Source organism: Streptomyces sp. NPDC029674, assembly GCF_044903205.1.
Taxonomy (GTDB): domain Bacteria; phylum Actinomycetota; class Actinomycetes; order Streptomycetales; family Streptomycetaceae; genus Streptomyces.
On record NZ_JBJDPY010000005.1, the window covers coordinates 411,597 to 437,071 of the forward strand.

At 71.9% G+C, this 25,475-nt stretch carries 19 protein-coding genes; 6 read left to right on the plus strand and 13 right to left on the minus strand.

What is annotated here, in order from left to right; all coding sequences use genetic code 11:
- Positions 1–76 precede the first annotated feature (76 nt).
- The 5 genes from ACI2L3_RS15255 to ACI2L3_RS15275 all read right to left on the minus strand — a co-directional run bounded on the left by ACI2L3_RS15255 (position 77) and on the right by ACI2L3_RS15275 (position 5,778).
- Positions 77–1,672, minus strand: a complete 1,596-nt coding sequence (locus ACI2L3_RS15255; RefSeq protein WP_404752830.1) for an ABC transporter substrate-binding protein — start codon at positions 1,670–1,672, stop codon at positions 77–79.
- Positions 1,673–1,822: 150 nt separating this feature from the next.
- Positions 1,823–2,920 carry an acyl-CoA dehydrogenase family protein gene (locus ACI2L3_RS15260; RefSeq protein ID WP_404752831.1) on the minus strand — a complete coding sequence of 366 codons (1,098 nt, stop codon included), beginning with the start codon at positions 2,918–2,920 and terminating at the stop codon, positions 1,823–1,825.
- Positions 2,917–4,104 carry an acyl-CoA dehydrogenase family protein gene (locus tag ACI2L3_RS15265; RefSeq protein WP_404752832.1) on the minus strand — a complete coding sequence of 396 codons (1,188 nt, stop codon included), beginning with the start codon at positions 4,102–4,104 and terminating at the stop codon, positions 2,917–2,919. Before ACI2L3_RS15265 ends, ACI2L3_RS15260 begins: the two co-directional genes overlap by 4 nt.
- A complete protein-coding gene (locus ACI2L3_RS15270; protein ID WP_404752833.1) occupies positions 4,101–5,069 on the minus strand; it encodes an NADPH:quinone oxidoreductase family protein in 969 nt (322 codons plus the stop codon). The genes ACI2L3_RS15265 and ACI2L3_RS15270 overlap by 4 nt, the downstream gene beginning before the upstream one ends.
- A gap of 97 nt (positions 5,070–5,166) precedes the next feature.
- Positions 5,167–5,778 (minus strand): helix-turn-helix domain-containing protein, encoded by a 612-nt coding sequence (locus ACI2L3_RS15275; RefSeq protein WP_404752834.1) that lies wholly within the window; start codon positions 5,776–5,778, stop codon positions 5,167–5,169.
- Between the two features lie 135 nt (positions 5,779–5,913).
- Between ACI2L3_RS15275 and ACI2L3_RS15280 the strand changes: the two genes are divergently transcribed.
- Together ACI2L3_RS15280 and ACI2L3_RS15285 are read left to right on the plus strand one after the other, a co-directional pair.
- The gene (locus tag ACI2L3_RS15280) at positions 5,914–6,942 is read left to right on the plus strand and encodes an NAD(P)/FAD-dependent oxidoreductase (protein ID WP_404752912.1); all 1,029 of its coding nucleotides are present in this window, start codon (positions 5,914–5,916) and stop codon (positions 6,940–6,942) included.
- Between the two features lie 205 nt (positions 6,943–7,147).
- On the plus strand, positions 7,148–8,092 hold the full coding sequence (locus ACI2L3_RS15285) for an SDR family oxidoreductase (RefSeq protein WP_404752835.1): 945 nt from the start codon (positions 7,148–7,150) through the stop codon (positions 8,090–8,092).
- A gap of 38 nt (positions 8,093–8,130) precedes the next feature.
- On the opposite strand, the gene ACI2L3_RS15290 is transcribed toward ACI2L3_RS15285, so the two are convergent.
- The 8 genes from ACI2L3_RS15290 to ACI2L3_RS15325 form a co-directional block, all read right to left on the minus strand.
- Positions 8,131–8,964: an enoyl-CoA hydratase/isomerase family protein gene (locus ACI2L3_RS15290; RefSeq protein WP_404752836.1), complete on the minus strand. Its 834-nt coding sequence runs from the start codon at positions 8,962–8,964 to the stop codon at positions 8,131–8,133.
- A 64-nt stretch (positions 8,965–9,028) separates the two neighbouring features.
- The gene (locus tag ACI2L3_RS15295; RefSeq protein ID WP_404752837.1) at positions 9,029–9,790 is read right to left on the minus strand and encodes a PIG-L deacetylase family protein; all 762 of its coding nucleotides are present in this window, start codon (positions 9,788–9,790) and stop codon (positions 9,029–9,031) included.
- 62 nt (positions 9,791–9,852) lie between these two features.
- Positions 9,853–11,154: an alpha/beta fold hydrolase gene (locus tag ACI2L3_RS15300; protein WP_404752838.1), complete on the minus strand. Its 1,302-nt coding sequence runs from the start codon at positions 11,152–11,154 to the stop codon at positions 9,853–9,855.
- 112 nt (positions 11,155–11,266) lie between these two features.
- Positions 11,267–12,304 (minus strand): LacI family DNA-binding transcriptional regulator, encoded by a 1,038-nt coding sequence (locus ACI2L3_RS15305; RefSeq protein WP_404752913.1) that lies wholly within the window; start codon positions 12,302–12,304, stop codon positions 11,267–11,269.
- A gap of 96 nt (positions 12,305–12,400) precedes the next feature.
- A complete protein-coding gene (rhaS, locus tag ACI2L3_RS15310) occupies positions 12,401–13,507 on the minus strand; it encodes a rhamnose ABC transporter substrate-binding protein (protein WP_404752839.1) in 1,107 nt (368 codons plus the stop codon).
- Between the two features lie 61 nt (positions 13,508–13,568).
- Complete coding sequence (locus ACI2L3_RS15315; protein ID WP_404752840.1) at positions 13,569–14,558, minus strand: ABC transporter permease; 990 nt, start codon at positions 14,556–14,558, stop codon at positions 13,569–13,571.
- Positions 14,551–15,609: an ABC transporter permease gene (locus ACI2L3_RS15320; protein WP_404752841.1), complete on the minus strand. Its 1,059-nt coding sequence runs from the start codon at positions 15,607–15,609 to the stop codon at positions 14,551–14,553. Before ACI2L3_RS15320 ends, ACI2L3_RS15315 begins: the two co-directional genes overlap by 8 nt.
- Before the next feature lie 22 nt (positions 15,610–15,631).
- Positions 15,632–17,128 (minus strand): sugar ABC transporter ATP-binding protein, encoded by a 1,497-nt coding sequence (locus ACI2L3_RS15325; protein ID WP_404752842.1) that lies wholly within the window; start codon positions 17,126–17,128, stop codon positions 15,632–15,634.
- 280 nt (positions 17,129–17,408) lie between these two features.
- Here ACI2L3_RS15325 and ACI2L3_RS15330 point away from each other — a divergent pair, with 280 nt between their 5' ends.
- From ACI2L3_RS15330 to ACI2L3_RS15345, 4 genes are all read left to right on the plus strand, one after another.
- Positions 17,409–20,627, plus strand: coding sequence for an alpha-L-rhamnosidase (locus ACI2L3_RS15330; RefSeq protein WP_404752843.1), 3,219 nt, complete (start codon positions 17,409–17,411; stop codon positions 20,625–20,627).
- Positions 20,628–20,661: 34 nt separating this feature from the next.
- Entirely contained in the window at positions 20,662–21,849 is a 1,188-nt protein-coding gene (rhaI, locus tag ACI2L3_RS15335) for an L-rhamnose isomerase (protein WP_404752844.1), read from the plus strand.
- A complete protein-coding gene (locus tag ACI2L3_RS15340) occupies positions 21,837–23,909 on the plus strand; it encodes a bifunctional aldolase/short-chain dehydrogenase (RefSeq protein ID WP_404752845.1) in 2,073 nt (690 codons plus the stop codon). The genes rhaI and ACI2L3_RS15340 overlap by 13 nt, the downstream gene beginning before the upstream one ends.
- Before the next feature lie 69 nt (positions 23,910–23,978).
- On the plus strand, positions 23,979–25,457 hold the full coding sequence (locus ACI2L3_RS15345) for a rhamnulokinase family protein (RefSeq protein ID WP_404752846.1): 1,479 nt from the start codon (positions 23,979–23,981) through the stop codon (positions 25,455–25,457).
- Positions 25,458–25,475 lie beyond the last annotated feature (18 nt).

The following is a 25,475-nucleotide window of genomic DNA, read 5'->3' on the forward strand; positions in this document are numbered from 1 at the left end:
GGCCCCCAGGGAAGGCGACGCCGCGCCGCCTTCCCGGAAGTCGGCGCCGGAGCCGGGGCCTCGGATATCGCGGGCGTCACTTCTTCGGCTGCCAGTCCTCGACGTTCCACCAGGGACCGGAGGCCAGGCCGTGGTCGTGCGGCTCGACCTGGGTGGTGAGGTCGCCGAACTTCTTGTCGACCACGTAGAGGTGGTCGATGTGGGTGAGGAAGGTGTAGCCCGGGTTCTTCACCAGCTCGCGCTGGATGGTGTCGTACGCGGCCTGGCGCTCGGCGTGGTCGCCGCTCTTGCGGGCGTCCTCCAGGGCCTTGTCGACCTTGGGGTTGTCGTAGTGCGCCATGTTGTTGAAGCCGTCACCGGCGAGGGAGGACTTCAGCAGCGTGTACTGGTCGAAGTCCGGGTCGGCCGGGGAACCGCCGCCGGCGAGGACCGCGTCCTTGGGCATGCGGGGCTCGATGACCTCCCACGTACCGGACTGCACCTCCACCTTGACGCCGATCTTCTTGGCGTCGGAGGCGTAGGCGAGGGCGTGGTCCTGGCGGAGCTTGTCGCCGGAGAGGTACCAGAGCGGGAACTTCGCCTGGACGCCGTCCTTCTCGCGGATGCCGTCCTTGCCGGGCTTCCAGCCGGCGTCGTCGAGGATCTTCTTCGCCTTGGCGGTGTCGAACTTGCGCTCGGTGCCCTTGGTGAACCAGGGGCTGTCCGTCGGGACGGGCCCGTAGGCCTCCTTGCCCTCGCCGTACAGGATGGAGTCGACCATGGCCTTGCGGTCGACTCCGACGTCGAGGGCGCGGCGGACGGCGGTGTCGCCCGTGACCTTGTTGCCGGTGGGCAGGGTCACGACGCGGTAGTCGAAGGTCTTGGCGGCGTAGGTGTTCTTGCCGCTGTCGCTCTTGTACTTCTTGGCGAGGTTGGGCGGCAGGATCGCGCCGTCGAGCTCACCGGCGTCGAGCCGGGTGGCGCGGATGTCGTCGTCCTTGATGATCGCCATGGTGAAGTTCTTGATCTTCGGCGCGCCGCCCCAGTAGTCGGGGTTGGCCTTGAAGGTGAGCTTCTCGCCCTTGGACCACTTGACCAGCTCGTACGGTCCCGTGCCGACCGGCTTGGTGGTGAAGGCGCCGTTGTTCACGTCCTGCTTGGCCGCGATGTGCTCGGGGGCGATGGGCAGGACGGTGCGCTCGGCGAACGGCGCGTAGGGGTACTTGAGGTGGAAGACGACGGTGTCCTCGCCCTTCGCCTCGACGCTCTTGACGGCGTCCAGCTCGGTCTTGGACGCGTTGTTCGTCTTCTTGTCGAGGATCGTCTCGTACGTGAAGACGACGTCCTTGGCGGAGAACGGCTTGCCGTCGCTGAACTTGACGCCCTTGCGAAGCTTGTACGTGTAGGTCTTGCCGTCGTCGGTGACCTTGGGCAGCTCGGCCGCGAGGGCGGGCTTCAGCTTCATGTCGGCGTCGTGCGTGAGCAGCCCGTCGAAGATCTTCGAGTTGCCGTCCTTGCCGTAGCCGAGGAGCGGGCTGAGGGTCTCGGGCTCGTACGCGATGCCGACGACCGCAGAGTCCTTCGCGCCGCCCGCGCCGCCGCCGTCGCCCGGCGCCGAGCACGCGGAGGCGGCGACCGCTATCGCGGCCGCCGTCGCCACCGCGCCTGCGCCCCGTATCGATCGGGCCCTCATGCTCCACACCCCTACTGAAGATCAGCTGTTATTGCGAACAGCTCGCAATTATGCACCACGTAATGGCGGCGTAAAACGCGCAGCCCGCACCTGGTAGGTGCGGGCTGCATCAAAAGGGGTTCGGCAGGTCCTCGGTAGGTCTTCGGCTGGTCAGGGTGCCTGGAGGTCGACCAGCTCCGCGAGCGCCTCGCGGTGCCGTCCAGCCGTGCCGTAGGCGACCGAGTCCGCCTTGGCGCGCTTCAGGTAGAGGTGGACGGGGTGCTCCCAGGTCATGCCGATGCCGCCGTGCAGCTGGAGCGCCTCCTCGGCGGCGCGCACCGCCACGGGGGCGGCGTAGGCCTGGGCAACGGCGGCCGCCACGTCCGCGTCGGCGCTGCCCGTGGCGAGGGCGTCGGCGGCGTTGCGGGCGGCGGCGCGGGTGTTGACGACCTCCGTCCACAGCTGGGCGAGCCGGTGCTTGAGCGCCTGGAAGGAACCGACCGGGCGGTTGAACTGGTGCCGCTCCTTCGTGTGGCGGACGGTCTCCGTCAGACACCACTCGGCGATGCCCAGCTGCTCGGAGGCGAGCAGCGCGGCTCCCGCCCGCAGGCCTCGCCGTACGGCCGCTTCCGCGTCCGCGTCCCGGGACAGCTCACGCGCGCGTGCCGCGTCGAAGGTGACCGTGGCGAGCGGCCGGGTGAGGTCGAGGGAGGTCTGCGGGGTGACGGTGACGCCGTCCTGGGCCGTGTGGACGGCGTAGAGCCCGCCGTCGGCCGGGACGAGCAACACATCGGCGCCGACCGCGTCCGCGACGCCGGTCACCTTCCCGTGCAGGGCGCCCTCGTCATGACGTACACCCCTGACGGGGGCACCCGGAGCGACGGCGAGGCCCACGGCGAGCGCGCCCACCGTGCGCCCCGCGGCGAGCGCCCCGAGCAGCTCGGTGGCCTCGCTCCCGGCGCAGCCGAGCAGCGTCTCCGTGGCGACGACGGCGCTGGTGAGGTAGGGCACGGGCGCCACCGCGCGGCCCAGCTCCTCCAGCACGACGGCCGCTTCGCGGTGCGTGGCGCCCTGGCCGCCGAGGTCCTCGGGGATGAGGAGCCCGGCCAGGCCCATGCCGTCGGTGAGCGCCTTCCACAGTTCGCGGTCGAGCGGGTCGTCGCTCTCCACGCGCGCGATGACGGTGGTGGCTTCGCACCGGTCGGCGAGCAGCGCCCGCACGGCGGAGCGCAGCGCCTCTTCCTCTTCGGAGTACAGCAGGTCGCTCATCGCGCGAGGTCCTTCCAGGCGACGTCCTTGTCGGTGCGCGGCTCGGCGGGCAGGCCCAGGACGCGCTCGGCGACGATGTTCAGCAGGACCTCGCTGGTCCCGCCCTCGATGCTGTTGCCCTTGGAGCGCAGATAGCGGTAGCCCGCGTCGCGGCCGGTGAAGTCGACGATCTCGGGCCGGCGCATCGTCCAGTCGTCGTACAACAGGCCCTCCTCACCGAGGAGTTCGACCTCCAGGCCGCTGATCTCCTGGTTGAGGCGGGCGAAGCCCAGCTTCATGCCGGAGCCCTCGGGTCCCGGCTGGCCCGCGACGAGCTGCTGGCGCAACCGCTCCCCGGTGATCCTGGCCACCTCCGCGTCGACCCAGAGCTTGAGCAGGCGCTGGTGGAGGTCGTGCGTGCGCAGTTCGGGGCGCTCGCGCCAGGCCTTGGCGACCGGGCCGATCATGCCGCCCTCGCGCGGGATGCGCATGCCGCCGATGGAGACGCGCTCGTTCATGAGCGTCGTCTGGGCGACCTTCCAGCCGTCGCCGACCGGGCCGAGGCGGTGCGCGTCCGGGATGCGCACGTCGGTGAGGAACACCTCGTTGAACTCGGCCTCGCCGGTGATCTGGCGCAGCGGCCGCACCTCGACGCCGGGGTCCGTCATGTCGCACACGAAGTACGTGATGCCCCGGTGCTTGGGCACGTCCGGGTCGGTGCGGGCGATCAGGATGGCCCAGCGGGCGGTGTGCGCGCTGGAGGTCCACACCTTCTGGCCGTTGACCACCCAGTCGCCGGTCGCCTCGTCACGGACGGCGCGCGTGCCGAGCGCGGCGAGGTCGGATCCGGCGCCCGGCTCGCTGAAGAGCTGGCACCACACCTCCTCGCCGGTCCACAGCGGGCGCAGGAAGCGCTGCTTCTGCTCCTCGGTGCCGAAGCCGAGCACGGTCGGCGCGGCCATGCCGAGGCCGATGCCGATGCGGCGCGGCTCGTTGTCGGGCGCGCCCGCGGCCTCCAGTTCGGCGTCCACGACGGCTTGCAGGGAGCGCGGCGCGCCGAGCCCGCCGAGGCCCTCGGGGTAGTGCACCCAGGCGAGGCCGGCGTCGAAGCGGGCCTTGAGGAAATCGGCGCGGTCCGTCGTGGCGGGCGGGTACGCGGCGAGCAATTCCTGCGTACGGGTGCGCAGTTCGGCGGCGTCGGTCATGCGGCACCCCCGTGCGGGAGGACGACCACACGGCCGGTCGTGACGCCGTCGGCGACGCGCTGCACGGCGGCGGCGGCATCGGCCATCGGCGCGCGCTCGCTCACCAGCGGCTTGATGGCGCCCTTGGCGGCGAGCTCGGACAGCTCCTCGTGGCAGCGCTGGATCAGGCTCGGGTCCTTGGTCTTGTACAGGCCCCAGTGCAGGCCCACGATCGAGTAGTTCTTCACGAGGGCGTGGTTGAGCGCGGGCGTCGGGATGGAGCCGCTGGCGAAGCCGATGACGACGATGCGGCCCTCGAAGGCGACGCACTTCGCGGACTTGGCGTAGGCGTCGCCGCCCACGGGGTCGTAGATCACGTCGGCGCCGCGGCCGCCGGTGGCCTCCTTGACGGCGCCGATCACGTCGTCCGTACGCCGGTCGAGGACCAGGTCGCAGCCGAGCTCGCGCGCGACCCGGGCCTTGTCCTCGCCGCCGACGACTCCGATGACCTTGGCGCCCGCGGCCTTGCCGAGCTGCACCGCGGCGCTGCCGACGCCGCCCGCGGCCGCGTGCACCAGCAGGGTCTCGCCCTCCTGGAGGTGCGCGCGGCGGTGCAGGGCGAACCAGCCGGTCTGGTAGCCGATGTGGAGCGCGGCGGCCTCGGCGTCGTCCAGCGCGTCCGGGGCGGACAGCAGCGCGGCGCTCTCCGCGACGGCGTACTCCGCGAGGCCGCCGTACGGCAGCACGGGGTTGGCGATCACGCGCCGTCCGTCCTCGGTCTCGCCGCAGATCTCCATGCCCGGCGTGAACGGTATCGGGGGCCTGACCTGGTACTGGCCCCGGCAGAGCAGCGCGTCCGGGAAGTTGATGTTCGCGGCGCGGACCTTCAGCAGCACCTGCCCCTCATCGAGCGGGGGGCGGTCCACCTCCGCGAGGCGCATCACCTCGCCCGGCTCGCCGTTCTCGTGCACTTGCCATGCCTGCATGCGGGGCCTCCACGGGGCTGTCGTAGACCGTGCTCGTCCGCATACTAAGCGGTCGCTTGCCCCTATGGGAACACTCCGGTGAAGGCCCGCCGCACTGTCAGCCCGCGTCCCCCTTACGGGTGGGCCGCGCCCGTACGTGCATGCGCTCCCCCTGCGGCCCGAAGAGGCTGAGGAACTCCGCCCCGGCCTCGCTCGTGGCCCCGAACCAGTGCGGGACCCGCGTGTCGAACTCCGCGGCCTCCCCCGGACCGAGCACCACGTCGTGATCCCCGAGGATCAGCCGCAGCTTTCCCGACAGCACGTACAGCCACTCGTACCCCTCGTGCGTCTGCGGGTCCGGCGGCGCGGTGGTCCGGGCGGGCTCCACGACCTTGTACGCCTGGAGGCCGCCGGGCTGCCGGGTGAGCGGCAGCATCGTGCGCCCGTGCCGGACGATCGGCTTGGCCCGCACGCGCGGGTCCCCCACGGGCGGGGCGCCGACCAGCTCATCGAGGGGCACCTGGTGGGCGCGGGCGATCGGCAGCAGGAGTTCGAGGCTGGGCTTGCGGTGGCCCGACTCCAGCCGGGACAGCGTGCTCACCGAGATGCCGGTCGCGGCGGAGAGCCCCGCCAGGGTGGCGCCGCGCTCCTTGCGGATGCGGCGCAGCCGGGGGCCGACCTCGGTGAGGATCTGGTCCATCGCTTCGGGCTCTGCGGTGTCGTCGCTCATGGGAATCATCATGCCCCTTATTGCGGAACCAGCAAAGAGGCTTGTCGATATCGCATCTTCTGCGTGATGGTCTCAGTGGAGGTGGTCACCATGACCGACAACAAGGACGAGAGGCGTGAGGCGGCGCCGACCGCTATGCGGACTGCTATGCGGAACCAGAGCTACGACGTGGTGGTCGTCGGCGGCGGCACGGCGGGGCTGAGCGCGGCGCTCGTCCTCGGCCGGTCCCGGCGGCGGGTCCTCGTGGTCGACGCGGGCGAGCCGCGCAACGCGCCCGCCGCGCACATGCAGGGCTATCTGTCGCGGGACGGCATGCCGCCCGCCGAGTTCCTCGCCGAGGGACGACGGGAGCTGGAACGGTACGGCGTGGAGGTCGTCCGGGACCGCGTGTCGGCCGTGACGCCGGACGGCGCGGGCGAGTTCGGGATCGCGCTGGCGGCCGGCGGGGACGTGCACGCGCGCCGGGTCGTCATGGCGACGGGCCTGGTGGACGAAGTGCCCGGTCTGCCGGGGCTCGCAGACCGCTGGGGCCGTGACGTGCTGCACTGCCCGTACTGCCACGGCTGGGAAGTGCGGGACCAGCCCTTCGGCGTGCTCGCCGGTGAACCCTTCAACAGCCACCAGGCGCTGCTCGTCACGCAGTGGTCCAAGGACGTGACGCTGTTCCTGCACACCGTGCGGGACCTGCCGGACGCGGAGTGGGAGCGTCTTGCGGCCGCCGGGGTCCAGGTCGTGGACGGCGAGGTCGCGGGCCTGGTGGTCGAGGACGACCGCCTGACGGGCGTGCGGCTCGCCGACGGCCGGGTGTTCCCCCGCTCGGTACTGTTCGTCGCCGCGAAGCCGGTGCCGCGCGACGGCCTGCTGACCGCGCTCGGCGCCGAGCTCAGGGACACCCCGGTCGGCCCGTACCCGGCGGTGGACGAGACGGGCCGCACCAGCGTCCCGGGCGTCTGGGCCGTCGGCAACGCGGCGGGCCCCACGGAGCAGGTGATCAACGCGGCGAGCGCCGGCTACCGCGCCGGCTTGACGATCAACGCCGAGCTCGTCATGGCGGACATCGACGCGGAGGTGTCCCGCCGCCGGGCGGGCGTCTTCACCCCGGAAACGGAGGCGGCGGTGGCATGGGTGACGACGCGTAAGCACGCACACGGCGCGAGGGGCTGAGTGTGCCCCTCCAGAGGTGCGGGGAGCTGCGCGACCAGCCACAGCGCACCCGCGGAGAACACACGCGCGCAGCGGCTGACGCGCCGCAGGGCGTCGACGACGGCACCACTTCCCCGGAGGGGGTGAGGTCGCGCGGCCTCCATCGGCGCACGGAATCCGACGTCGGGCATGGAGGTTTCACCCCGTACGAGGTATCGATGCGCGCATGACGAACCACGGCGCGGATGACGGGGTGAGCCAGGAGACGGACGGCGGCGATGCCAGGCCGGCCGGTGCGCTGCCCGGGCTCCCGCCGCCTCCCCCGACAGGGGCGACCGCCCTGCCGCCGGACACCTACGCCGGGACCGTCGTCCTCGTCACCGGCGGCGGGACGGGCCTCGGCAAGGCCGTCGCGGCCGAGTTCGCGCGGCTCGGCGCCGATCTGGTGATCGCGAGCCGCAAGGAGGACCGGCTCAAGGCGGCGCGGGACGAACTGGCGGCGCTGGGCGGCCGCGTGACGACCGTCGTCTGCGACATCCGGGACGCCGACCGCGTCGCGGAGGTCTTCGACGCGGCGCAGGAGGCGTACGGGATGCCGGGTGTCCTGGTGAACAACGCGGCCGCCAACTTCCCCGTCCCCGCGGAGGACATGTCGCCGAACGCATGGCGTGCGGTCGTGGACACCACCCTCACCGGCACGTTCCTGATGACGCGCGAGTTCGGCCGCCGCCACCTCGCCGCGGGCACCCCCGGTTCGGTCATCGACGTCGGGGCGTCGTACGCCTGGACGGGCGGCCCCGGCTTCGCGCACAGCGCGGCGGCCAAGGCCGGGGTGAAGAGCCTGGTGGAGACCCTCGCCGTGGAGTGGGGACCGTACGGCATCCGGATCAACGGCCTGGTGCCGGGCCTGATGCCGCACGACGACATGACCGGCGACATCCGCGACAACCTCGACCGGGCCCGGGACAAGGCCGCCCGCCAGCCCGCCCTCCGCGTCGGCCTGCCCCGCGAACTGGGCTGGGCGGCGACCTTCCTTGCCTCCCCCTACGCCCGCTTCATCACGGGCCACACGCTGGTGGTCGACGGCGCGAACTGGCAGCGCAGGGGGCTGGTGAGCCCACCGGTGGTGACGGTGCGGGAGCAGATGGGGAAGGGGCCCTTCGGAGGCTGACGGGGTGGGGTGAAGTGAGCTGAAGCGGGACGCCCCCTTCACTTCCCCTCGAAGCACGCGTCCCGGCCCGCCGCCTTCGCCCCGAACCCCTCGCGCGAGTCCTCGGACGTGAGCGTGAGCGCCGCGTTCACCGCGACGCGGTCGAGCGCGCCCGCCATGCCCGCGTCGGCGTACGCGTCGATGCCGCGCTTGATGCCCTGCACGGCCAGCGGCGCGTTCGCCGCGATCTCGGCGGCCAAGGAGCGGGCCGTCCTGGCCAACTCCACTGCCGGCACGACCTGCTGGAGGAGCCGCAGCCGCTCGGCCGTCGCCGCGTCGATGCGACGGCCGGTGAGCGCGAGGAACTTGGCCCAGCCCGCGCCGGCCTCCCGCGCGATGCGCAGATCGCCGCCCGCGTCCACCGCGACGCCGAGCCGCGCCTCGGGCAGCGCGAACACCGCGTCGTTCGACGCGACCCGCAGGTCGGCCATGAGCGCCAGCTCGAAGCCGAAGCCCAGGCAGTAGCCCTGCACGGCCGCGACGACCGGCTGCGGGAGCTCCGCGAAGGCACGGAAGCGCTCGTGGACCCAGCGCATGCCCTCGTAGTAGTTGCGGGTGCGCTCGGCGCCGGAGCGGCCCGTGATCGCGCCGCCCGGCGCCGTGAGGTCGATGCCCGCACAGAACGCCCGGCCCTCGGCGCGCAGCAGCACCACCCGGATCGAGTCGTCGAAGCGGATCCGGTCGGCGAACAGGCCCAGCTGCCGGGTGGATTCCCAGCTCCAGGCGTTCAGCTTGCGGGGGCGGCAGAGGGTGAGGACGCCGAGCCCGTCCTCGACGTCGAGGCGCAGCCGCTCCTCGCCCTCCGGGATGTCCGTGCCGACGGTGTCGATCATCCGCTCTCCTGACCCATCACTTGGCCCACCACTTCTGATGGGCCGTCAGGCTAAGGGCGCGGGCTCACCGACTGAAGACCTCGAACCCCACCGCCGGCTTGCCACCGAAGCGCGGCGCCAGGGCCTGCGTGTTCCCCGTCAGGAACCTGTGGCAGTACTTCTCGGGATCCTCGTCCGTCAACGCCTCGATGTAGGTGCGGTGTTCGAGGAGCGAGGCGACCGCACGGTCGAGGCCCGCCGTCGCGTCCGCCGCGTGCGTGGGTGTCGACGAACCGGCGACGGCGACCCACCGCACGCCGTCCCACGGCTCCAGTCCCTGCTCCTCGATCAGCTCCGGGAAGATCCAGCGGTTGCCCGCGTCCGCCGCGGCGTCCAGCGTGGCGCGGCCGACCGCCACATGGTCGGGGGTGTTCCAGGCGACACCGCCCCACGTGTCACGGTGGTTGAGCGTGATGACGAGCTCGGGGCGGTGCCTGCGGATCGCGGCGGCGATGTCACGGCGCAGCGCCGTGCCGTACTCGACGACGCCGTCCTTGTGGTCGAGGAACTCCACGGCGTCCACGCCGACCACCGCCGCGCTCGCCCGCTGCTCGCGCTCGCGCAGCGGCCCGCAGGTGGCCGGGTCGAGCGTGTCGATGCCGGCCTCGCCACGGGTCGCCAGAAGGTACGTGACCTCGCGGCCGCCGTCCGTCCAGCCGGCGATCGCCGCCGAGCACCCGTACTCCAGGTCGTCCGGGTGGGCGACGACGGCGAGCGCGCGCCGCCAGTCCTCGGGCATGGGCGTGAGCTGGTCGGCTGGGGCGGCTGAACTCTGCGGCTCGGTCATGATTCTCAGCCTAGCCCCGGGGTCCGACAACCGGTCGGGTGTTCGTGGCAGGGGCCCGGTGCTCAGGCCTCGCCGCGCGTCAGCGCGAGCATCCGGTCCAGCACACGCGGACCGCTGACCCGCAGCCCGTCGTGCTCGAACTCGTCGGTGACCCAGGTGCGCAGGCCCCGGATGGCGCGGGCGGTGCGCAGGGAGTGCTCCGTGTCGACGAACATGTCGTCGTGGTAGATCGCCGCCGCGACCGGCACCTCGTTCGCGGCGAGGCGCTGCGTGTCGTACAGGCGCGGCCAGTCGGTGCGCTCGGCGAGCAGGTCGGCGGTCTCGCGCAGCGGGCGCAGCGCGGGGTCGCTGTCGAACATCCAGCGCTGCACGGCCTCGCCCGTGAAGAGCAGCGGGGCGTCGCCCGCCAGGGCCTTCTCCGCGTCGAACTGCGGGAATTCGGCGCGCGTCCGCTCGGCCGACCAGGCGGTGGGCCGTTCGCCCTGGCCGTAGATCGCCTCGTGCAGGACGGCGAAGAGCGGGTTGCCGGCGTACGAGAGGGTGGCCTGCACGTTCTCCTGGAAGGCGTCGGAGAGGGCGAATCCCGCCGGTGTCCGTACGAAGGCGTCTTCGAGGAGGTAGTGCAGGCGGTGGCTGCCGTCGCCGAGGCCGAGCAGTATGCCGAGGGACTGGAAGGCCCGCACGGTCAGCTTGTAGCCGCCATTGAGGACCGGCTCGTGCTCGGCGAGGTGGGCGGCGATGCGGCGGGCCCGCTCGACGTCCTGCGGGTAACGGGCGTAGTGCGCGGCGGTCTTGCGCTCCATGCGCGGGTAGGCGGCGCGGTACACGTCGTCCGCGTGGCCGTCGAGCGTGGGCAGGCCGCCGGTGATCAGGGCGGTGTTCAGGCCCTCCGGCGCCGCCGACAGGTAGTGCGTGGCGCAGAAGCCGCCGAAGCTCTGCCCGAGGACGGTCCAGGGGGCGCCGCCGGTCACCTCGGCGCGAATCGCCTCGCAGTCGCGGACGATGGAGTCGGCACGGAAGTGTGCGAGGTAGTCGGCCTGTTCGCGGGGGCCGCCGCGCAGGGGAAGCGTCTGGCGGTTGGCGGGCGTGGAGCTGCCGGTGCCCCGCTGGTCAAGGAGGAGGACGCGGAAGTCCTCCAGGGCGCGGCCGAGCCACGACTCCCTGCCGTTGAAGCGGGTCGCCCCGAAGCCGGGGCCGCCCGTCAGGTAGACCAGCCAGGGCAGGTCCGCACCGCCCCTGGACGCCGACACCACTTCGCGCGCGAAGACCTCGATCCGCTCCCCCGCCGGATCGTCGTGGTCGAGCGGCACGCTGAAGCGGCGGTCGGCGAGGACTACTCCCGGCTGGCGGTACGTGGTGGTCAAGGCTGCTCCTGGACGACGTGGCGGGTACGTGTGTTCGGTGCCCAGTCCAGCACATGGGCACGGCCGACAGGGTTCGGGGCCGCCACTCGGCAGTCGCCGCCGTCGCCGCCCGTCAGCGGGGCGGCAGGCTGGAGCGGCGCACGACCAGCTCGGGCTTGAGCACCACGCGCCGGTGCCCGTGCGCGTCGGCGGCCCCCCGGGCCTTCTCCGTCTCCGTCGTCTCCTCCAGGAGCAGCTCCGCCGCCATCGCGCCCATGGTGACGGCGGGCTGGCGCACCGAGGTGAGCGGCACCACGGCGGCGGCCGCGAACTCGATGTCGTCGTACCCGACGATCGCGATGTCCTCGGGAACGCGCACCCCCGCCGCGTACATCGCCTGCAGCACCCCGAGCGCCAGCAGGTCGTTGGCGCAGAAGACGGCGGTGGGCCGCTCGGCGAGGCCGAGGATGCGGGCGCCCGCGTCGCGTCCCGCCGCCACGTCGAGGCGTTCGGTGGGCAGCTCCCGCAGCGCCGACGCGTCCAGACCCGCCTCGGCGAGCGCCTGGAGGGCGCCCTCGCGGCGGTCCTTGACCTGGTTGAGCCCGGGCGGGCCGCTCACGTACGCGATGCCGCGGTGTCCCGCGTCCACGAGGTGGCGCACGGCGAGCGCGCCGCCCATCACGTCGTCCACGGAGACGGAGCACTCGGTGGCGCCCTCGGCGACCCGGTCGACGAGGACGAACGGAATGCCGTGCCTGCGGAAGGCCTCGATGTTCCGTCCGGTCGCGTCCGCGGGCGTCAGCAGGACGCCGTGCACCCGCTGCTCGGCGAAGAGCGCGAGATATTCGGCCTCTTCGGAGGGGCTCTGTCCGCTGTTGCACACCATGACACGGAGACCGGCCTCGCGGGCGGCCCGTTCGGCGCCGCGGGCGACGTCCACGAAGAAGGGGTTTCCCATGTCGAGGACGAGCAGCGCCATGATGCGGCTGCGGCCCGCGCGGAGCTGGCGCGCCGATTCGCTGCGCACGTAGCCGAGCCGGTCGATGACCGCGAGCACCCGGTGGCGGGTCTCTTCGGAGACCATGTCCGGGCGGTTGATCACGTTCGACACGGTGCCCACCGACACTCCGGCGTGCTTCGCCACGTCTTTGATGCCGACCATGCGTTCCAGGTGCTCCATCCTGCTGTCCGGCCGTCACCGGCCGTGCGGCCCAGCGTACTGAGGCAGTGCGGCTCTAAGGCAGCGGCCCAGGAGAGGGCGGCTGCGTCAGAACCTGTACCGGTCGATGTTCTTCTTGTCGAAGACCGTGGGCTCGCCGAGGTCGACGACGCCGTCGTCGCCGATGGTGAAGGTGCCGAGGTCGCCCGCCTCGAACGTCTCGCCCTTCTTGCCGGTGATCTGCCCGGAGGACAGCGCGACGGCGGTGTGCGCCGCGAGGGCTCCCAGCTTGGCGGGGTCCCAGAGCTCGAAGCCCTCGACGGTGCCGTTCTTCACGTACTGGCGCATGTCGTTGGGGGTGCCGAGGCCGGTCAGGAGGACCTTGCCCTTGTACTTGGAGCCCGACAGGTACTGGGCGGCCGCCTTGATGCCCACCGTGGTCGGCGAGATGATCCCGGCCAGCTTCGGGTGCTCCTGGAGAAGGCCCTGCGTCTGCTGGAAGGACTGTTGCGCGTCGTCGTTCCCGTAGGCGGTCTTCACCAGCTTCATGTTCTTGTACGCGGGCTTCCTGAGCTCGTCCTTCATGTAGCCGATCCAGGTGTTCTGGTTCGTGGCGGTCTGCGCGGCGGAGAGGATCGCGATCTCGCCCTTGTGACCGAGCTGTTCGGCGAGGAGCCGCACCTGGCTGCGGCCGAGGGCCTCCGCGCTCGCCTGGGAGACGAAGACGTGCCGGCAGGCGGGTTTGGTGTCCGAGTCGTACGTGACGACCTTGACGCCGTTCTTCATGGCCTGCTTGAGGGCGGTGCACAAGGCGCCGGGGTCCTGCGCGGAGACGGCCATGGCGTCGACCTGCTGCTGGGTGAGCGTGTTGACGTAGCCGACCTGCCCGCTGGTGTCGGTGGCGCTGTTGGGGCCCGTCTCCTTGTACGTCGATCCGAGTTCCGCGAGGGCCTTCTCGCCGCCCTTGTCGGCGACGGTGAAGTACGGGTTGTTCACCTGCTTCGGCAGGAAGGCGACGGTGAGGTCCTTCTTGGTGGCGGCGTTCGGGTCGGCCTTCGCGTCCGAGGACCGGACGCCGTCGTCGTCCTTCGCGGAGTTCTTCGTGGACTCCTTGGTGGTGCCTCCGCAGGCCGTGGCGGTGAGGGCGAGCGCGGCGGCGGCGAGGGCGGCGCAGAGCCGGCGGGTGGCGGGGGTGCGGAGCACGGTGGAGGGCATGGCGGGTGGTCCCTTTCGGAGGGGGTGCCGGAACGGGGGGCCGGGCGTCGGAGGGCGGGCTTCAGGGGGCGGGTGTCGCTGCTCGGCGTCCCGCGCGCGTGGTGGTCAGCTGCCGTGCCACGCGTGGCGCGAGCACGGAGACGACGAGGAGCACGCCGGTGACGACGATCTGCGACTGCGCGGAGACGTTGAGGAGGCTCATCGCGTTCTGCAGCGCGCCGAGCAGGAAGACACCGGCGACGGCGCCGCCGAGCGTTCCCTTGCCGCCGTCGAAGTCGATGCCGCCGAGCAGGACGGCCGCGACCACGGAGAGTTCGAGGCCGGTGGCATTGTCGTAGCGTGCGCTCGCGTAGTGCAGCGCCCAGAAGACGCCCGTGAGGGAGGCCATCAGGCCGGTGGCGACGAACAGCCACAGCTTGTGCCGTTTGACGCGCACCCCGGCGAACCGCGCGGCCTCCTCATTGGCGCCGATCGCGAAGAGCGAGCGTCCGAAGGGTGCGGCGTGCAGGGCGACGACGGCGAGGGCGAGCAGCACGAGGAAGGGCGGGAAGGCGTACGGGACGAAGGTGTCGCCGATGCGGCCCGCCGCGAAGTCGAGGTACTGGGTGGGGAAGTCGGTGACGGCATCCGACCCGAGGACGATTTGGGCGATGCCCCGGTAGGCGGCCATGGTGCCGATGGTGACGGCGAGGGAGGGCAGTCCGAGACGGGTCACCAGGAGGCCGTTGACGAGTCCGCAGACGACGCCGAGGAGCAGGCAGAGCGGGATGATCGTCTCGATGGCCATGCCCGCGTTCCAGAGGGCGCCCATCACCGCTCCGGAGAGCCCCGCCGTGGACGCCACGGAGAGATCGATCTCTCCGGAGACCACGAGCAGGGTCATGGGCAGGGCGATCAGCGCGATGGGCAGCGTATTGCCGATGAGGAACGACAGGTTGAGGGCGTTGCCGAAGCCGTCGACGAAGCCGAAGGAGAGCAGCAGCAGGACCACGAGGAGCACGCCGACGACCGTGTCCCAGCGGACGGCACGCGTGAGCGGTGAGTCAGTCAAGGCGGCCACTCCTTCTGTTCGATGCCGACCTCTTCTTCAAGGAGCGGGCGACCCGGAGGGCGACGACCCGGTCGACGGCGATGGCGAGGACGAGCAGCACTCCGTTGATGGCGAGCACCCATACGGAGCTGACACCCAGTGCGGGCAGCACACTGTTGATGGAGGTCAGCAGGAGCGCGCCGAGCGCCGCCCCGTAGACGCTGCCTGAGCCGCCGGTGAAGGCGACACCGCCGACCACGACGGCGCTGACGACGGTGAGTTCGTAGCCGTTGCCGGTGGCGGAGTCGACGTTGCCGAAGCGGGCGAGGTAGAGGGCGCCCGCGAGACCGGCCAGCGCGCCGCACACGGTGTACGCGATGAGGATCCGCCTGCGGACCGGGATCCCGGCCAGGCGTGCGGCCTCCGGGTTGGAGCCGAGTGCGTACAGCTCGCGGCCGCCTCCGTAGTGCCGCAGGTAGTACGCCACGGTGACGAGGACGGCGAGGGCGATCAGCGCGAGCCAGGGCACCGCGGACACCCCGCCGGAGCCGAAGTCGACGTATCCGCCGGGCAGGTCGGAGGCGGTGATCTGGCGCGAACCGACCCAGATCGAGTCGATGCCGCGGATGACGTAGAGCGTGCCGAGGGTCACGACGAGCGCGGGCACCTGGCCGAGGCTGACCAGTGCGCCGTTCAGGAGTCCGCAGCCGACGCCCAGGGCGACGGCAAGCAGGATCGCGGTGCCGGACGTACCGCCGCCCTGGAGGTGGTTTCCCGCGGCGAACGCGCTGATGCCGAGCGTGGAGCCGACGGACAGATCGACGTTGCGGGTGATGACGACCAGGGCCTGGCCGGTGGCGACGAGGACGAGGATGGTCGCGTTCAGGAGCAGGTCCTTGATGCCCTGCTCGGACAGGAACTCGCTGTTGCCCGCCTGGGTGAGCACGATCATCACCAGGAAGACCAGCAGGATGGCGAGTTCGCGCATCTTGAAGACGCGCTCGACCATGCGGGCGGCGCCGGCCTTCCGCGGGTCGACGGCGGATGCGGGACTCTCTGTCGTCACGGTCACGCCGCCCTCCGGAGTGTCACGGTCATGCGGCCCTCCCGGTGGCCGCCGCCATCACGGCCTCCTCCGTCGCGGTCGCGCGGGGGATCTCGGCGGTGAGCCGTCCCTCGTGCATGACGAGGACCCGGTCGGCCATACCGAGGATCTCGGGCAGGTCGGAGGAGATCATCAGTACCGCGACGCCGTCAGCGGCGAGTTCGGAGAGCAGCCGGTGCACCTCCGCCTTGGTGCCGACGTCGATGCCGCGGGTCGGCTCGTCGACGATCAGGACGCGGGGCCCGGTGGCCAGCCACTTGGCGAGGACGACCTTCTGCTGGTTGCCTCCGGAGAGTGTGCCGACGGCGTCGGCGATCCGCGCGTACTTCACCTGGAGCCTGAGCGCCCAGTCCAGGGCGCGGCCGCGTTCGGCGCCGCGGTCCATGAGCCCGGCGCGGGTGGTGGTGCGCAGCCCGGTCAGGCCGATGTTGCGCTCGATCGACATGTCCATCACCAGGCCCTGGGCGCGCCGGTCCTCGGGGACCAGGGCGAGCCCGGCCGCCATGGCGGCGCTGGGCGCTCCGTTGGTCAGGGCCCTGCCGTCGACCTCGACGGTCCCGGCGTCCCACCGGTCGACACCGAACACGGCCCGCGCCACCTCGCTGCGGCCGGCGCCGACGAGTCCGGCGAGGCCGACGATCTCCCCGTGCCGGACGTCGAACGACACATCGGTGAAGACACCCTCGCGGGTCAGCCGCCGCACGCTCAGCGCGATCTCACCGGCCCTGGTGGCCTGTTTGGGGTAGAGCTCGTCGAGGTCGCGGCCCACCATGCGGCGCACCAGGTCGTCCTCGGTGAGTCCGTCGAGCGGCTCGCTGGCGATCAGGGCGCCGTCCCGCAGGGTCGTGACGCGCTGGCAGAGCGCGAAGATCTCCTCCAGGCGGTGGGAGATGAAGAGCACCGCGGCGCCCTGTTCGCGCAGAGCGCGTACGACGCCGAAGAGGCGGGCCACCTCACTGCCGGTGAGCGCGGCGGTCGGCTCGTCCATGATGAGCACCCTGGCGTCGAAGGACAGCGCCTTGGCGATCTCAACGATCTGCTGATCGGCGATGGACAGTCCGCGCGCGGGCTGCTCGGGGTCCAGGTCCACGGCGAGGCGCGCGAAGAGCGAACGGGCCGCGGCGGTCACGGCCTTGTGGTCGACCCGTCCGAGGGAGCGGCGCGGGCGGCGCCCCATGAAGATGTTCTCGGCTACGGACAGGTCGGGGAAGAGCGTTGGTTCCTGGTAGATGACGGCGACGCCTGCGTCACGGGCGGCGGCGGGTCCCTGGAAGACGACCGGTTCGCCGTCGAGCGAGAGGCTTCCGGTGTCGGGCCGGTGCACTCCGGCGAGGGTCTTGATGAGGGTGGACTTCCCGGCACCGTTCTCGCCCGCGAGGGCGTGCGCCTCTCCGGCGTGGAGGTGCAGGGAGACGTCCCGGAGGGCGCGGACCGCGCCGAAGGACTTGCTCAGGCCGTGCGCGGCCAGGACGGGGGGCTCTCTCATGGGCAGCACCGATCGGTGATGAGGGAACTGGGTCGGGGACTGAGGTCGGGGGCCTGGGACAGGGAACGGTGATGTGAAAGGTTTCAAACAGGTGGCAGGGAAGCTAGACCCGCGCCAACTGCACCGTCAATGGGCAGGACTTGAGAATCCTGTGGCCGCACGGGATTTCGCGGGTTGAGCCGCGACTCCTCCCTGCCGGACCTCTTGACAGCAGCAATCCCTGTGCCTAGCTTCGCGGTCCGTGAAACGATTCATCCCCGAGTCGTTACGGAGCTCCGTTGTGATCAGCAGAAGACGACTGCTCGGCACCACCGGCACCATCGCCCTGGGCACGGCCGTCGCGGGCACCACCGCCGCCACGGGGGCCACGCCCGCCTCCGCCGCGGCGCCCGTCACCGGCACCGCCGCGAAGTCCCTGCGCGTCACCCGGCCCACCGTCGAGTACGCGAGACATCCGCTCGGCCTCGACACCCCGCGCCCCAGGCTGAGTTGGCCCATGGCCTCCGACACGCCGGGGCAGGCCCAGAGCGCCTACCGGATACGGGTCGCCACCGCGGCGGACCGCCTCGACGAGCCCGACGTGTGGGACAGCGGCAAAGTGAAGTCGCCCGATTCGGTTCTCGTCCCGTACGCAGGGCCCGAACTCGAGTCACGCACACGCTACTTCTGGTCGGTCCGCGTCTGGGACGCCGCCGGACGGCCCTCCCCGTGGAGCGAGCCGTCCTGGTGGGAGACCGGTCTCACCGCGGCGTCCGACTGGTCCGCACGCTGGATCGGCGCGCCCGCCGCGCTCGTCGGCACCCCCGCCCTGGACGGAGCCTCCTGGATCTGGTTCCCCGAAGGGGAACCGGCCGACAGCGCTCCCGCCGCCACACGGTGGTTCCGCGGACGCTTCGAGGTGCCGCAGGGCGTGCGCCGGGCCCGCCTCGTCCTCACGGCCGACGACGGATTCACCGCGTACGTGAACGGCACGCGCGTGGCCCGCACCGAGGCCGACAGCGCCGCCGACAACTGGCGCCGGCCCGTGCTCGTGGACGTCACCGAGCACCTGGCTGCCGGCGCCGCGGTCCTCGCCGTCTCCGCGACCAACGCCACGGCCGGACCCGCCGGCCTGCTCGGCCTCCTGGAACTGACCACCGCCGACGGCGTGCGCACCGTCGTCACCGACGCCACATGGCGGACCGCCGACAAGGAGCCCTCCGGAGAGTGGCGTTCCCCCGGATACGACGACGGCTCCTGGGCGGCCGCCAAGGTCCTCGCCGCGTGGGGCGCGGGCCCGTGGGGCAAGGTGGTGCCCGCCCACTCCCCCGCCGCGCAGCTGCGCCACGAGTTCCGCCTGCGCGGCCGCAAGGTGGCGCGGGCCCGGCTGTACGCCACCGCGCTCGGCCTCTACGAGGCGCACCTCAACGGCAGGTGTGTCGGCGAGGACCGTCTCGCGCCGGGCTGGACGGACTACCGCAAGCGCGTCCAGTACCGGACGTACGACGTGACGGAGCTGGTCACCTCCGGGGCGAACGCCCTCGGCGTGACGCTCGCGACCGGCTGGTACGCGGGGAACATCGCCTGGTTCGGCCCCCACCAGTACGGCGAACGCCCCGCGCTCCTCGCCCAGCTGGAGGTGACGTACACCGACGGGACGACCGAACGCGTCCTGTCCGGGCCCGGGTGGCGTGCCGCACTCGGCCCGGTCACCGGCGCCGACCTGATGTCGGGCGAGGAGTACGACGCACGCCGGGAGACCCCGGGCTGGACCCGCGCCGGATTCGACGACTCCGGCTGGGCCGCCGCCGACACCGTGGACAAGGTGCCTGCCGAGCTCGTCGCCGCTGTCGACGCACCCACGCGCGTGGAGAGCGAGATCTCCGCCCGGAAGATGACCGAGCCGAAGCCCGGCGTCTTCGTCTACGACCTCGGCCAGAACATGGTCGGCGTCGTCCGGCTCACCGTCTCCGGAGGGACCGCGGGCACGACGGTCCGGCTGCGGCACGCGGAGGTCCTCAACCCCGACGGCACGCTCTACACGGCCAACCTCCGCACGGCCCGCGCCACCGACACGTACACCCTCAAGGGCGGTGGCACGGAGACGTACGAACCGCGCTTCACCTTCCACGGTTTCCGCTACGTGGAGGTCACCGGCTACCCCGGGAAGCCGCCGCTGGACGCGGTAATGGGACGCGTGCTGCACACGTCGGCGCCGTTCACCATGGACTTCAGGACGAACGTCCCGATGCTCAACAAGCTGCACAGCAACATCACTTGGGGCCAGCGCGGCAACTTCGTGTCCATCCCCACCGACACGCCCGCGCGCGACGAGCGGCTCGGCTGGACCGGCGACATCAACGTGTTCGCGCCGACCGCCGCCTACACCATGGAGTCCGCCCGCTTCCTGACCAAGTGGCTCGACGACCTGCGTGACGGCCAGGCGGACGACGGCGCCTTCCCGGATGTCGCGCCCTTCGTGGGGCAGCTCGGCAAGGGCGTCGCCGGCTGGGGCGACGCGGGGGTCACCGTCCCCTGGGCGTTGTACGAGGCCTACGGAGACACTCGCGTACTGGAGCGGGCCTGGGACTCGATGCTGAAGTGGCTCGACTACCTGGAGAAGCACAGCAGCGGCTGGCTGCGCCCCGCCGAGGGCTACGGAGACTGGCTGAACGTCCAGGACGAGACTCCGAAGGACGTCATCGGCACGGCGTACTTCGCGCACAGCGCGGCCCTCGTGGCGCGGGCAGCCGAGGTGCTCGGCAAGGACCCCGCCCCGTACACGGCGATGTTCCGCAGCGTGCGGGACGCCTTCCGCGCCGCGTACGTCTCCGGAGCCGGCCGCGTGAAGGGCGACACACAGACCGCCTACGTACTGGCCCTCTCCATGGACCTGCTCACCGCCGACGACCGGGGCCCTGCCGCCGACCGCCTGGTCGAACTCGTCAAGTCCAAGCAGTGGCACCTCTCCACGGGCTTCCTCGGCACACCCCGCCTGCTGCACGTGCTCACGGAGACAGGCCACACCGATGTCGCCTACCGGCTCCTGCTCCAGCGCTCCTTCCCCAGCTGGGGCTATCAGATCGACCGCGGCGCCACCACGATGTGGGAGCGCTGGGACTCCATCAAGCCGGACGGCGGCTTCCAGGACGCGGGCATGAACTCCTTCAACCACTACGCCTACGGCTCCGTGGGCGCGTGGATGTACGCGAACATCGCGGGCATCGCCCCCGCCGAACCGGGCTTCCGCAAGGTCCTCGTCCGGCCGCGCCCCGGCGGCGGGGTGACCGAGGCGGAAGGCCGCTTCGACTCGGTCCGCGGCCCTGTCACCACCCGTTGGAAGGCCGGCCCGGACGGGTTCCGCCTCACGCTCACCCTGCCCGCCCACACCACGGCAGAGGTGTGGATACCGGCCGCCAAGGCCTCCCAAGTGACTCATAGAACGGCCGAGTTCCTGCGGATGGACGACGGCTGCGCCGTCTACGCTGCGGCCGCCGGAACGCACCACTTCTCCAACTGACCCACGTAGAACCACCTTTCGGAAAGGCTGCGCGATGACCGCCGGACCCAGCAGGAACGCCGTGAAAGCGGCACTCACCACCCAGGCCCTGGAGACACCGTCCTGGGCGTACGGCAACTCCGGCACACGCTTCAAGGTCTTCGCGCAGCCAGGCGTCCCGCGGACCACACGCGAGAAGCTGGACGACGCCGCCCGCGTGCACGCGCACACGGGCGTGGCGCCGGCCGTCGCCCTGCACATCCCGTGGGACCGCGTCGACGACTACGGAGCGCTCGCCGAGTACGCCAGGGAGCGCGGGCTGCGCCTCGGCGCGATCAACGCCAACGTCTTCCAGGACGACGACTACCGGCTCGGCTCGGTCACCAACCCCGACCCGGCCATCCGGCGCAAGGCCGTCGCACACCTCCTGGAGTGCGTCGACGTCATGGACGCGACCGGCTCGAAGGACCTCAAGCTCTGGTTCTCCGACGGCACCAACTACCCCGGCCAGGACGACCTGCGGGACCGGCAGGAGCGCTTGGCGGAGGCACTGCGCACGGTCTACGACCGCCTCGGCGACGACCAGCGGATGCTCCTGGAGTACAAGCTGTTCGAGCCGGCGTTCTACGCCACCGATGTCCCCGACTGGGGCACCGCGTACGCGCACTGCCTGAAGCTGGGCCCCAAGGCGCAGGTCGTCGTCGACACCGGACACCACGCGCCGGGCACCAACATCGAGTTCATCGTCGCGACGCTGCTGCGCGAGGGCAGACTCGGCGGCTTCGACTTCAACTCGAGGTTCTACGCCGACGACGACCTGATGGTCGGCGCGGCCGATCCCTTCCAGCTCTTCCGCATCATGTACGAGGTGGTGCGCGGCGGCGGATTCACGCCGAGCACCCCCGACACGCCGGGTGTCGCGTTCATGCTCGACCAGTGCCACAACATCGAGGCGAAGATCCCCGCGATCATCCGCTCGGTCATGAACGTCCAAGAGGCCACGGCGAAGGCTCTGCTCGTCGACGCCGAGGCGCTGGCCGCCGCCCAGCGCTCGGGCGACGTGCTCGCGGCGAACGGTGCGCTGATGGACGCGTACAGCACCGACGTGCGTCCCCTACTGGCAGAAGTCAGGGAGGACCTGGGGATCGCCCCTGATCCGCTCGGGGCCTATGAGCGGTCAGGCTGGCAGGAGCAGATCGTCGAGGAGCGGGTCGGCGGCGTACAGGCCGGATGGGGGGCGTGAGCGGCATGGAGCAGCAGGAGCAGGAGCAGCACACGAGTGTCAGGGAACTGCTGGAGCGCGCCCACGCGTTGGGCGCGGATCCGCGCAATACGAATTACGCGGGTGGGAACGCGTCGGCGAAGGGTGCCGCGCCCGACCCGGTGACCGGGGAAGCCGTCGATCTCATGTGGGTCAAGGGCTCCGGCGGCGATCTCGGCACGCTGCGGGAGTCGGGCCTCGCGGTGCTGCGCCTGGACCGGCTGCGCGCCCTCACGGGGGTGTACGGGGGCGTGGAGCGCGAGGACGAGATGGTCGCGGCGTTCGACTACTGCCTGCACGGCAAGGGCGGTGCCGCGCCGTCCATCGACACGGCGATGCACGCCCTGGTCGAGGCGGCGCACGTCGATCACCTGCACCCCGACTCCGGTATCGCGCTCGCCTGTGCGGCCGACGGCGAGAAGCTGACCGCCGAGTGCTTCGGTGACACGGTGGCGTGGGTGCCGTGGCGCCGCCCGGGGTTCCAGCTGGGCCTGGACATCGCGGCCGTGCGGGCGGAGCGCCCGGAGGCGATCGGCTGCGTCCTCGGCGGGCACGGCATCACCGCGTGGGGGGACACCTCCGAGGAGTGCGCGCGCAACTCCCTGCACATGATCCGCACCGCGGAGCGCTTCCTCGCCGAGCGCGGCAGGCAGGACCCGTTCGGAGCGGAGCTGGCGGGGTACGGCCCGCTGCCCACCGCCGAGCGTCACGCGCGGGCGGCCGCGCTCGCTCCCGTCATCCGGGGCCTGGCCTCCCAGGACCACCCGCAGGTGGGCCACTTCACCGACACGACGCCGGTCCTGGACTTCCTCTCCCGGGCCGAACACCCACGGCTCGCCGCCCTCGGCACCTCCTGCCCCGACCACTTCCTGCGGACGAAGGTCCGGCCCCTGGTCCTCGACCTGCCCCCGACGGCACCCCTGGACGAGACGATCGGCCGCCTCCGCGAGCTGCACACCGAGTACCGCACGGAGTACGCGGCTTACTACGAGCGCCATGCGGAGCCCGACTCGCCCGCGATGCGCGGCGCCGACCCGGCGATCGTCCTGGTGCCGGGCGTGGGCATGTTCAGCTTCGGCAAGGACAAGCAGACCGCACGCGTGGCGGGCGAGTTCTACGTGAACGCGATCAACGTCATGCGGGGCGCGGAGGCCGTCTCCTCGTACACCCCCATCGAGGAGTCCGAGAAGTTCCGCATCGAGTACTGGGAGCTGGAGGAGGCGAAGCTGCGCCGCATGCCGGCGCCGAAGCCCCTGGCGACCCGGGTGGCCCTGGTGACGGGTGCGGGCAGCGGCATCGGCAGGGCGATCGCGCACCGCCTCGCCGCCGAGGGGGCGTGCGTGATCGTCGCCGATCTGGACGCACGGAGCGCGACCACCGTGGCCGACGAACTGGGCGGGCGGGACAAGGCGATCGCCGTCACCATGGACGTGACCAGCGAGGCACAGATCGCCGCGGCGTTCGACGCGGCGGTCCTCGCCTTCGGCGGCGTGGACCTGGTCGTCAACAACGCGGGCATCTCCCTGTCCAAGCCCCTCCTGGAGACCACGGCCCACGACTGGGACGTCCAGCACTCCGTGATGGCGCGCGGCTCCTTCCTGGTCTCCCGGGAGGCGGCGCGCGTGATGCGGGCGCAGGGGATGGGCGGCGACGTCGTGTACATCGCCTCCAAGAACGCGGTGTTCGCGGGCCCGAACAACGTCGCCTACTCCGCGACCAAAGCGGACCAGGCCCACCAAGTGCGCCTGCTGGCAGCCGAGTTGGGTGAGGAGGGGATTCGCGTCAATGGCGTTAACCCGGACGGTGTGGTGCGGGGTTCGGGCATCTTCGCCGGTGGCTGGGGAGCGCGGCGCGCGGCGGTGTACGGCGTGCCGGAGGACAAGCTCGGCGAGTTCTACGCGCAGCGGACCCTCCTCAAGCGCGAGGTTCTGCCCGAGCACGTGGCGAACGCGGTGTTCGTCCTGACGGGCGGGGACCTCTCGCACACGACGGGCCTGCACATACCGGTGGACGCGGGTGTGGCGGCGGCCTTCCTGCGCTGAGCCCCCCCGTTTGCCTGTCCCCTGCCCCGTCGGACCACGCCACGCCCACCACCGACCCAGTGAGCCGTCATGTCTCCCAGCTCAGCCTCCCGCTTCGCCGCGGTCGACCTGGGCGCGTCCAGTGGGCGCGTCATGGTCGGCCGGGTGGGGCCCGGCAGTCCCGGCAGTCCCCACAGCCTTCGCGTCGAGGAGGTCCACCGCTTCCCGAACACCCCCGTACGCATTGGTCCCACTCTGCACTGGGACATCCTCGCCCTCTACGCAGGCGTGCTCGAAGGGCTGCGCGCCGCCGGGCAGGTGGCGTCCGTCGGCATCGACAGCTGGGCCGTCGACTACGGCCTGCTGGACGCCGACGGCGCGCTTCTCGGCAACCCGGTGCACTACCGCGACCGGCGCACGGAGGGCGCCGCCGAGCAGGTGTGGGCGCGGGTCCCGGCCGCCGAGCTGTATGCGGCGACAGGGGTGCAGCACGCGCCGTTCAACACCCTGTACCAGCTCACGGCCGCCAACGGGACTGCCCAACTGGCGTCGGCCCGGCACGCGTTGCTCATCCCGGACCTGATCGCCTACTGGTTGACCGGGCGGCTCGGTACCGAGCTGACCAACGCCTCCACCACGCAGCTTGTCGACCCGCGCACCCGGGGCTGGTCGCACGAGGTGGCCGGCCGCCTCGGCATCGACCTCGGTCTGTTCCCGCCGCTGCGGCAGCCGGGTGACCCGGCGGGCCCGCTGCTGCCCCACGTCCTGGGGGACACCGGCCTGACGGGCCACGTCCCCGTGACGGCCGTCGCCTCGCACGACACCGCGTCCGCCGTGGCCGCCGTGCCCGCGGCCGACGGCACCCGCTTCGCGTACCTCTGCACCGGCACCTGGTCGCTCGCCGGGCTCGAACTGGACGCCCCCGTGCTGACGGAGGAGAGCCGGGCGGCCAACTTCACCAATGAGCTGGGCGTCGACGGCACCGTCCGGTACCTGCGCAACATCATGGGGCTCTGGCTGCTGCAGGAGTGCCTGCGCGCCTGGCGCCGACCCGACCCGGGCCCGCTGATCGCCGCGGCGGCCGAGGTCGAACCGCTGCGTTCGGTCGTGGACGCGGGTGCGCCCGAGTTCCTGGCACCGGGACGGATGCCGGAGCGGATAGCCGAGGCCTGCCGCGCCTCCGGGCAGCCCGTGCCCGCCTCGCCCGCCGAGACGACCCGCTGCGTCCTCGACTCCCTGGCGCTCGCGCACCGGCGGGCCCTGGCGGACGCCCAGCGGTTGACCGGACGCACGGTCGACGTCGTGCATCTGGTGGGGGGCGGCGCCCGTAACGCGCTGCTGTGCCAACTGACCGCGGACGCCTGCGGGATACCGCTCCTGGCCGGCCCGGCGGAGGCCTCCGCACTCGGCAACATTCTGGTGCAGGCACGCGCCCACGGCCTCGTCGCGGACCGCGCCGAGGCACGCGCCCTGGTGGCCCGCAGCCAGCCACCGATGCGTTACGAACCTCGCGGCGACACGGCCCGTTGGCGGGCCGCCGAGGCCCGCGTACGCTGCATCATCCGATGACCGACTAGGAGGAACCGC